The sequence below is a fragment of the Caballeronia sp. GAFFF2 genome (assembly GCF_023631485.1).
In the GTDB taxonomy this organism is placed as follows: domain Bacteria; phylum Pseudomonadota; class Gammaproteobacteria; order Burkholderiales; family Burkholderiaceae; genus Caballeronia.
Genome location: NZ_JALQDA010000053.1, coordinates 1 through 10793, shown reverse-complemented (window position 1 = coordinate 10793; position 10793 = coordinate 1). Strand labels below are relative to the sequence as shown.

Here is a 10793-nt window from a genome sequence, read left to right as displayed (position 1 = left end):
GGTTGCATACGCTCATCGAGTACCCACGTCTGTGTCGCTGCAATCGGCGCGCCGATCGGCACCGGCCGGTGCTCTTCGCGGCAATGCCACGCGGTGACGTCGATCGCCGCTTCGGTCGGGCCGTACAGGTTGTGCAGTTCCACATTCGGCAGACGCGCGAAGACCTTGCGTTGCAACTCTTCTGGCAGCGCTTCACCGCTACAGATGATTCGGCGCAATGTGCCCGCGCAAGACAGCGCGTGTTCACTTTCGATGAACGCCTGCAACATCGACGGGACGAAGTGAATCGTGCTCACCTCGTGTTGCACGATGGTCTGGGCCAGTTGCAGTGGATCGCGATGCGCACCGGGTGCGGCGACCGCCAGACGTGCTCCGACCATCAATGGCCAGAAGAATTCCCATACCGATACGTCGAAGCTGAACGGCGTCTTTTGCAGTACCGTTTCGCCGCGTTCGAGCGGATAGGCCTGCTGCATCCATTGCAGTCGATTCGATAGCGCAGCGTGCGTGTTGCCGACGCCTTTCGGACGGCCCGTCGAGCCTGATGTGAAGATGACGTAGGCTAGATTGTTCCCTTGGATGGCTACGTCAGGATTGCGTGCATCTTCGCCTGATACATCAATATCCCGTAGCACCAGCGTCATGCCGCTATCGGTCTGCATTTCTGCAAGCCGCTCGTTTGGCAATGTCGGGTCCAGCGGCACATATGCCCCGCCCGCCTTCATGATCGCCAGCAGCGCCACGACCAGTTCCACCGAACGCTCTGCGGCTACGCCTACTTTCGACTCCAGCCCCACGCCGCGTTCGATCAGTTCATATGCCAGACCATTCGCTTTCGCATTGAGTTCGGCATAGCTCAGACGGATATCGCCGAAGGTCAGCGCAATGTCGTCCGGTGTCAGCTGTGCGTGGCGCTCGAACCCATGGATCACCGGTTCGTGACGCTCGAAACGCGTGTCGTTGCGGCTCCAGCCTTCGATCTCTGCGCGTTCTTCTGCGCTCAATAGCGGCACTTCGATAATCAACGCCGTGCCTTCGACAAGCGCCTTGAGCATCGCCTCGTAATGCTGCGCCATGCGCGCAATCGTTCCTGCCTCAAACAACTCGCGTGCATAGCTCAATTCCAGCGATATCGTCCCATCGCTTTCCTCACGCGTGTCGAGCAGCAGTTCGAACTGCGCCATCTCGGCGGGTAACGCATACGGCTCGATTTCCAGTGACGGCAAATCCTTCAGCACCCGCCAGTCACGGCGTTGATGATTGAACATCACCTGGAACAGTGGCGTGTGGCTCAGGCTGCGCTCCGGGCGCAGTGCGTCGATCAGTACATCGAAGGGCAAATCCTGATGCGCTTGCGCACCGAGCGTCGCTTCCCGTACCTGTGCGAGCAATGTCGTCGTGTCCGTCGAGGCGTCGACACGGCTTTGCATTACCTGTGTGTTCACAAAGAAGCCGATCAGTCCTTCAACTTCCACCCGATGACGGTTCGCCACCGGAACGCCCGTGCGTACCGTCTGCTGGCCCGTATAGCGATACAGCAGCGCGTGGAACGCCGCCAGCATCACCATGAACGGCGTGGCGCCGCTTTGGCGGGCACGATCTCGCACCGCATCGGCCAGTGCCGGCGGCAGGCTCACGCGATGACGCCCTGCGTGATAGCTCGCGTGTGCGGGACGTGGGGCATCGGTGGGCAAGGCCAGCACGGGATGTTCATCGCCCAGTGTCGCTTTCCAGTAGGCCAGTTGACGTTCGCGTTCGCCTGCGTAGAGCCAGTCGCGTTGCCATGCGGCGTAGTCCGCGTACTGGACGGGCAATGCGGCACGCTCAACTGCGGTTCCTGAAACGCCTGCGCGATAGTGCGCCACCAGTTCATCGAGCAACACCTGCACGGACCAGCCGTCGGACACGATGTGATGCATCGACGGCACCAGCAAATGTTCTTCCGCACTCGCGCTGAACAAGGCCACACGCAGCAACGGGCCGTGTTGCAGATCGAACGGCTCTGCAGCTAAAGCACGCGCGGTGGCATCGAATTCACTCGCATCGAGCGATGCCGCGCGCCAGTCCAGCGCGACCTGTGCATCGATGATTTGCTCGACGCGACCGTTCACATCGGCCACGAAACGCGTGCGCAGGCTCTCATGTCGCACCACGATTGCTTCGAAACTCGCACGCAGCGCTGCGTGATTCACCGCGCCACGCAAACGCAGGCCGCCCGAGACGTGATACGCGCTGCTCTCCGGCGACAACTGCCACAGGAACCACAGACGCTGCTGCGCATACGATGCCTCGGTCCGCGCCCGAACATCGTCCGGCAAACGACGCATGGCCTCATCGCTTGTCTTCACGGGCGCAACCGCCGCCAGTTCCGCAAGCGTATGCCGCCCGAACAGTTGTTTCGGCGCGATCTTCAACCCGGCCTTCCGCGCCTTCGCGACGACCTTGAGTCCGAGAATCGAATCGCCACCGGCTTCGAAGAAGTGCCGGTCACGTCGCATCGTGGACGAATCGACAAGCAGCACCTCGGCCCAGATCTCAGCGAGCTTTCGTTCGGTCTCGCCACGCGGCGTATGTCCCGAATCTGCCTCTAGCGAGGGCGCCTGCTTGATTTCAGCGAAGCGCGCGAGGATAGCCCCTCGATCGATCTTTCCGTTCGCATTGAGCGGCAAGTGTTCGACGACGACCATCTCCGAAGGCGCCATGTACTCGGGCAATGCCGCCAACGCGTGCGCAGTCAAGACCTCTACCGACACGGCCCCGGCCACGCATGCGCCAAGCCGTGCAATGCCGTCCGTCTCGTAAGCCAACACGACCGCTGAACGAACCCCCGGTACATCACGCAGCACGCGTTCGACCTCGCCCGGTTCGACGCGGTAGCCGCGAATCTTGACCTGATCGTCGGCGCGTCCGAGATAGTCGAGCGTGCCATCGTGACCGACGCGCACACGGTCGCCCGACCGATACACGCGCGCACCCGGCACGAACGGATTGGGCACGAAGCGCTCGGCGCTGCGTCCGGGTTGCGCATGATAGCCGCGCGCAACGCCCGCACCGCCCAGATACAGTTCACCCGTTGCCCCGCGCTGCACGGGCTCCATCCGCTCGTCGAGCACATAAAGGCGTGCATGCGAAAGCGCATGCCCCAACGGCAACGCACGTGTCATATCGTGATCGCCCGACATCGCATGCATGGCGATACCGACCGTGGTTTCCGTCGGCCCATAGTGATTGAAGATGCGACACGAGGGTGCGAGTGCTGCAATCTGCCCGAGCAAAGCCGCTGATGTGGCTTCGCCGCCGACAATCAACGCACGCGCCGGCAACACCTTGCGCGCATCGCTTGCCGAAAGCAGCGCCGCCAGATGACTCGGCACGATCTTCAATACATCGACGCGATGCCGTGACATGTAATGCGCGAAGGAATCCGGATTGAAGGCGTCTTCCGGTGATACCAGATGAAGCGTGCCCGCTGAACACAGCGCACCGAAAAGCGCGGTATGCCCGAGATCGGCTGCGGGCGTGGAGACCATTGCGAAGGCTGCACCGTCGCCCACGTCGATGGTTTGAAGCATGCTCCGCACGTAGTTTCCGAGCGACGCATGCGTGACGGTCACGCCCTTGGGCTTACCCGTCGAACCGGAGGTGTAGATGAGGTAGGCGGCCTGATCGGCGTGGACGATGCCCGGTAGCGCAAAGCTCGTGGCCTCGTTATCGAATGCCAATGGAAGCACGGTCTTTGCACGCGCGGCAATCTCGTCAGGACAAACGGCTGCGTACAGCACGATATCCGCGCCGCAATCCGCTATTTGCGCTGCGTTACGTGCAACCGGCAACTGCGGATCGAGCGGCACCCACGTTGCGCCGGCCTTGAAGCAGGCCAGCATGCCGAGCACCATTTCCACGCTGCGCGGCGCGAGCACGGCCACGCGCGCTTCAGGCGCGCATCCCAGATCGCGAAGGCGCGACGCCATTGCATCCGATGCCGCGTCGAGTTCCGCATAGCTCAGCGTGCGGTTCACATCCTGAACCGATACGCGCTGCGGATTCTGCATCACACTGCGCTTCCACAGCGTCAACACATCCGGCTCGGCGGCCGATTCGCTGACCGGCATCGCGCTATCCGGTGCGCAAACCAGCGCTTCGACCATGCGCGGCAAGAGCGCTTCGATTCTGCGTGCCAAAGCGTTATCGCACACCGCATCGTCGTAAGCCAGCATGCATTCGATACCGGTCGGACGATCGACGAAATCGAGCGCAAGATCGAAATGTGCGACTTCGCCATGCACGACATCGAAGCGTGTTGCGAGCGGCGCGAACGCATCCAGCGCGAAGGGACGTTGTTCGGTGAGTTTGACCTGAAACAACGCATCGTCGGCGCGTACACGGTTCGGTAGCAGCGCAGCGACGAGCCTGTCATAGGGCACGTTGCGATGTTCCTGCGCCGACAGCACCGCATCCTTCGCTGCCGCGACGAGCGCGCGTGGCGTGCTCTCTTCCGCGATCTCGAGTCGCAATACCTGCATGCCGATGAAATAGCCGATGACCGCGTGCGCTTCTTCATGCCAACGCGTCGACATGGGCGCACCGATACGGATATCCCGCTTGCCGCTGATGGCCTGCAAGGTCGCGCCGAATGGGGCGAGCATCGTCATGAAGAGTGATGCGTTTTGCGTGTCACCGAAGGCGCGGAGTTGCGACGAAAGCTTAGCGTTCAAACTGAAGACACGCGTGCGCTGAACGCCATTGCGTGCCGTTGCCGAAGCCTCACGTCGCTCGAACAGACGAGCCACGCGCGATGCATCGCCATCCGCGCAAAGCCGGTTGCGCCAGTAGTCGATGTCGCGCTCGATTGCTACTTCATCGACCGAGCTGTGTTCCCACGCGGCAAAATCCGCGAACTGAAACGACGGTGCATCCGTGAGCGGTGTAGCTTCCATTTCCGCACGATACGCCCGTGCAAGCGATTCGAGCAGCACGTTCACCGACCATCCATCTGCGATGATGTGATGCACCGCCAGTACGAGTCGATGCGCGTTCTCACTAGCGCGAATCAAATGACCGCGCAGCAGGGGGCCATGCTCCAGATCGAATGGCGCATGAGCGATACGCGACTCGATATCCGTCGATCCCTCCGAGCATTCGAGCGGGATCGTCGAGCCGTCGTCGACGATCTGCACGAGTTCACCTTCATCGTCCAGTTCGAAGCGGGCGCGCAGAATATCGTGTTGTGCAACGAGCGTCGCGAAGGCGCGCTGCAATGCGTCGATCTGCAAGGGACCATCGATCGACAGAATGCCGCTCATGTTGTACGCGCTGCTCTGCGGATCGTGCGCCCAGGTCATCCACAGCGCACGTTGAGCATGCGATGCACGCGTCATGCGCCGCGCTTCCGGCGAAAGCGCTACGAGCGGTGTGCGTCGCAGCGCACTTCCTTGTGTAAGACGCTTTCCGATGAGCGCGGCAGCCGCACCCAGCGACGGCGCTTCGAACACATCGCGCGCATCGTATTTGATGGACCAACGCGTACCGACGGCGGACGCTACCCGCACCGCCCCCAGCGAGTTTCCGCCCAGGCGAAAGAAGCTGTCATCGCGGCGAGCGGGCATCGATTCCAACGCCTGATTCCAGATACGCGCGAGTTCCGCTTCAATATCCGTCAGCGCATCCGGCACCGCTGCCACCGCATCCTGATCGATACGCGCGCCGTTCGAAAACCACGCATAGGCTTCCAGCGAGCGATCCGCCCAGCGTCGCGCGCACGCGGCGCGCTGCACCTTCCCGCTCGACGTTTTCGGCAACGCACCCGGCTCAAGCAGCACGACCGCCGCAGCAGGCTCGCCAACCGTCAAGGCAACGGCCTCGCTGATACTTGCGGCAAGCGCCTCGGCAGGCACGAGCTTGCGCACGCCGCGCGAAATTTCAGCGGCCACGCCGATGCATTCCGCGCCATCGATCTGCACCGCGAACGCGGCCACGCGACCGCGTCGCACCAGATCAACCTCTCGCTCGATGACGAGTTCCAGGTCCTGCGGATAGAGATTGCGTCCGCGCACGATCAGCAGATCTTTCACGCGTCCGGCCACATACAGGCCACCGTCGTGAAGGAAACCCAAATCGCCGGTTCGCAGCCATCGTTCACCATCACGCTCGACGAAGGTCTCCGCGCTCGCCTCCGCGCGTCGCCAGTAACCGGCGGTCACGCTCGGCCCACACACCAGAATCTCTCCGACCACGCCATCGGTTACACGTGCGCCACTCGCCCGATCGACGATCATGATCGTATGACCCGCCGGCACGATGCCGCACGAGACGAGCGTAACGCCTTCGTCCTGCGTCGCTTGCGTGAGTCCTTTTTCAAGGGCGTTTGCATCGAGCAAGGCACGCGTGACACCCGCGCCGCGCCGCACGCCCGTCACCAGCAGCGTCGCTTCCGCCAGTCCGTAACAGGGAAACAGCGCATTTGCGTCGAACCCGCACGACGTGAAGCGTTCGACGAAGGCGTCGAGCGTGGCATGTCGCACGGGTTCCGATCCCGAGAATGCGACGCGCCACGTCGAGAGATCGAGCGATGCCATCTGCTCGTCGCTGACTCTGTCCGCACACAGACGGTACGAAAAATCCGGGCCACCCGAGATGGTGCCTCGATGACGCGCAATCGCATCGAGCCAGCGCACCGGCCGTTCGAGGAAGAATTGCGGCGACATCAGCACCAGCGGGATGCCACTGAAGACCGGCTGAGACATTGAGCCGATCAGGCCCATGTCGTGATAGAGCGGCAACCAGCTCACGAATACATCGTCGGCGCTCACGCCAAGACGTTCTTGTATCGCGATTTCGTTGGCCCAGTACGCACCGTGCGTGACCATGACCCCCTTCGGCGTGGAGGTCGAACCCGAGGTGTATTGGAGAAACGCGAGGTCTGATGCTTCCACGTGCGACGCGGTGAAGTCGTCATCGGATTCATGTGCTGCGAGCGTATCCACTTCGATCAGCTTCGCATGCGGCGCAATCGATGCGAACGCATCGCCGTATCGTTGCGCCAGCGCGCGCGTGGTCAGGATGAAACGCGCATCGGCATCGGCAGCGATGGCCTGAAGACGGGCGAGATGCTGCGCGCGCAAGGTCTCGGGCGGGTAAGCGGGAACCGCGACGGTGTGCGCATGCAGACACGCGAAGAATGCCGCAACATAGTCCGCGCCGCTGTCCATGAGAAGCAGCGCACGTTCGCTTTGCGCCTCATGGTCACGCAAAAACGCCGCAATACGCATGATGTAAGCGCCGAGTTGTGCGTAGGTCAGCGGTGTGTCGCCGTTCGCATCGACGACGATCAGCGCGGTATCGTCAGCGCGCGTGTTCACCAGTTCGCGCAAGCGCCCGATCATGTTGTCAGCCATGTGCCTGTCCTTTATCCCCATCCTTACCGCTCAATGCTTTGAGTCGTGCCGCGAGATCGCGCAACAGTGCTTCGTGACGCACGATCCCGACGTGATCCGTGTCGATCGTGCCGGCATGCGTGGTTTCGTTCGTGCTGCAAGCGCGCCAGAGCGCCGTCTTTCGATCAAGTGTCGCGTCGTCGATCCGCGTGCCGTCGAGTTCGCGTTCGGACCACCAGACGGTCAGCGGCGCGTGGAGCGAGCGCGTCCGCCAGCCCTGCGTCAAGGCCTGCAGTTGCTCGATGGCGATGAGCGCATGACCGATCACATCGGCGTCGTTTGCGCCCTCGCCAAGTTCGGCTTGCCATTGCTTGTGCGCGTCGCTCGCTTCATCCCAGAAGCGCGCGACCTCTTCCGCCGATGCGGTTCGCCGACGCGCCAACACCTCGCGCGCGCGCTGCGCATCGAGCGCGATCTCGCTCTGCATGCCCGCATCGATCAGGGCAACGAAGTCCACTGTTTCACCCGCCGCTTCCAGTTGCGCGGCGATTTCGACCGCCAGCAGACCGCCCAGCGACCAGCCGATGAAACGATAGGAACCATGCGGCTGCACGCTTCGCACGCGTGCGGCATAGTCGCGTGCGAGCGCATCGAGATCGCCGGCCCACCAGTGCGCGTCGTCGTAGAGCGGCGATTGCAGTCCGTGAATACTCGCGATGCCGTCGAGACTGCGCGCCAGCGTGCGGTATTCGGCCACTAGTCCGTAGGCCGGATGAATCGCGAACGCGGTGACGGGTGCGCCTGCGGTGTTCATCGGCACGACGCTCGCGGATACCGCATCGCCCCGTGCGTCGAGATGCGCGGCGAGATCCGCAAGACGCGGCCGGGCGAACAGCGTGTCGATGCCGAGCGGCGGCAATCCGGCTTCGCGTGCGAGACGAGCGACTTGCAGCGTGCGCAGCGAGTCACCGCCGAGCGCAAAGAAATCGTCATCGGCCGATACTTGCGCGATGCCGAGCACCTTCTGCCAGATCGTCGCGAGCGCGAGTTCGGTGGCCGTGCCTGGCTCGATATCCGATGCCGCGTCGCGATCGGATGAGGGCAACGGCAAGGCCTTCAGATCGAGCTTGCCGTTCGGTGAATTCGGCAAGGCGTCGAGCACGACGATCCATTGCGGCACCATGTAGATCGGGAGCTTCGCCGCAAGCGTCGTGCGAACCATGCGCGTGTCGATGCGCTCGTCGGCGTTCACCGGCACGATGTAACCGATCAGCATGGGCTCGCCGCCGACCTCTCTCACTGCCGCAGCACAATCGCGCACGAGCGCCTGTGCGCGCAGCGCGGATTCGATCTCGCCCAGCTCGATACGAAAGCCGCGAATCTTCACCTGATGATCGATACGACCCACGTATTCGAGTTCGCCCCTGGCATTGCGGCGCGCGAGATCGCCGGTGAGATACAGGCGCGCGCCGCGACCGTCGGCATCGAACGGATCGGGGATGAAGCGGTCGGCGGTCAGTGACGGCCGGTTCAGATAACCGCGCGCCAGCATCGCGCCGCCTATCGCGACTTCGCCAATCACACCGATGGGCGCGAGCGTCAGTTCGGGCGTCAGTACATGCATCGCGCGGCCGGCGAGCGGTGTGCCGATCGGCACCTGCGCGGGCAAGGCGTCGATGTCCTGCGCCGCGCTGCAATTGAAGGTGGATGCGGTGACGGCCGCCTCCGTCGGACCATAGGTGTTGAGCAGCTTCACGTTCGCCAGTGCAGGCGTGTTACGCCATTGCCTGAGCGCGGCCAGCGACATGGCCTCGCCGCCCGCATGGACGCGACGCAATGCGCCGAGGTCGTTCACGCCGCGCGTCTGGAGGTCCTGCGTGAGCAACTGCCAGTAGGCGGTCGTCAGATCGGCCACGGTGATGCGGTCGTGCAGCACGTGTCGAATGAAGGTCTCGCTGTCCCAGAGTTGCGGCCCACGCAATACCACCGATGCACCGACGCACAGCGCCGGAAACAGTTGTTCGACGAAGCCATCGAAGTTGAAGGTCGCGAACTGCAGCACGCGGTCTGCGTTCGTCAAACTGAAGAAGTCGATCGACACATCGACGTGCTGCGCGAAAGCACCATGCGCGATGCCGACACCCTTCGGCTTGCCGGTCGAGCCCGACGTGTAGATCACATAGGCAAGATGCTGTGCATGCGGGACGATGAGCGTGTCGTCGTGACGCGAGGCCGATGCCTCGATCGCTTCGAGCGTCGCCGTTTTCAGCAAAGCGGGTAAAGGTAGACGCGAGCGCAATACGCTTTGCGTAAGCAGCATCGCGATGCTGCTGTCTTCGATCATGTAGACAAGACGGTCGGCCGGATAGGCGGGGTCCAGCGGCACGTAGGCCGCGCCTGCCTTCAGCACGCCCAGCAGCGCCACGATCATGCCGATGGAACGCTCGACCGCGACGCCGATTCTGTCGTCGGGCTTCACGCCTTGCGCGATCAGCCAATGCGCCACGCCGTTCGCGCGTGCGTCGAGTTCGCCGTAACTGAGCGTCTGCTCGTCGAGCATGAGCGCGATGTCGTTCGGGCGCGCGGCAGCGTGCGCTTCAAAACGTCGGTGTACGAAGCCAGTTTCGGGCGCCAGTAGTGCGCCCTGGGTCCAATTCGCGAGCGTGGCGCGCTGGGTCGCATCGAGCAGATCGAAACTGCGGCGTGAAGGTTGTTCGGCAATCTGTTCGAGCACGGCGACATAGCTGTCGATGATGCGATCGATGGCGGCTTCGTCGAAGATATCGGTCGCGTAATTGAGGCCGATGTGAAGGTTTGCGCCCTGTGCATCGGCGGAGATCTGCATCGACAAATCGAATTGCGCGGTGCCGGTTCCGCCTTCCAGCGCCTGAGCTTCGATGCCCGGCATGGACAGCGTGGTGCCGGCCTCGCTGTAGTCGAACATCACCTGAAACAGCGGCGTGTGACTCATGCTGCGTTGCGGTTGCAGGCGCTCGACGAGCCTGGCGAACGGCAAGGTCGCGTGATCGTGCGCGCCGAGCACGCGTTCACGGACCTGCGCGAGACGCGCATCGAACGCAGTGCCTGGTGCGGTATCGACGCGAATGACCACGGTGTTGACGAAGAAACCGATCAACGCTTGCGTTTCCAGACGATCGCGTCCGGCGACCGGCACGCCGATGCGCACATCGCGCTGGCCACTGTAGCCTTGCAAGACGGCGCCGAACGCTGCGAGCATCGTCATGAAGCGCGTAGCGCTGTGGGCGTGCGAGAGCGATTCGAGCCTGCCCGCAAGCGTTGCGTCGATCGCGCGATGAATCCATGCGCCTGTGCTGTCGGCTGCGCCACGCCGCACACGATCGACGGGCAGTTCAAGCACCGGATGGTCGTCGCCGAGGGTGGCTTGCCAATACGCGTATT

General features: G+C 62.9%; 2 protein-coding genes. Both read right to left on the bottom strand.

Annotated features, from left to right (window positions below; translation table 11 throughout):
- The coding region (locus NCT04_RS32715) for a non-ribosomal peptide synthetase (RefSeq protein ID WP_250469974.1) at positions 1-7394 on the bottom strand (7394 nt) is incomplete at its 3' end.
- Positions 7387-10793, bottom strand: a 3407-nt coding sequence (locus NCT04_RS32710) for a non-ribosomal peptide synthetase (protein ID WP_250469973.1), incomplete at its 5' end; no start/stop codon positions are given. The genes NCT04_RS32710 and NCT04_RS32715, both read right to left, overlap by 8 nt.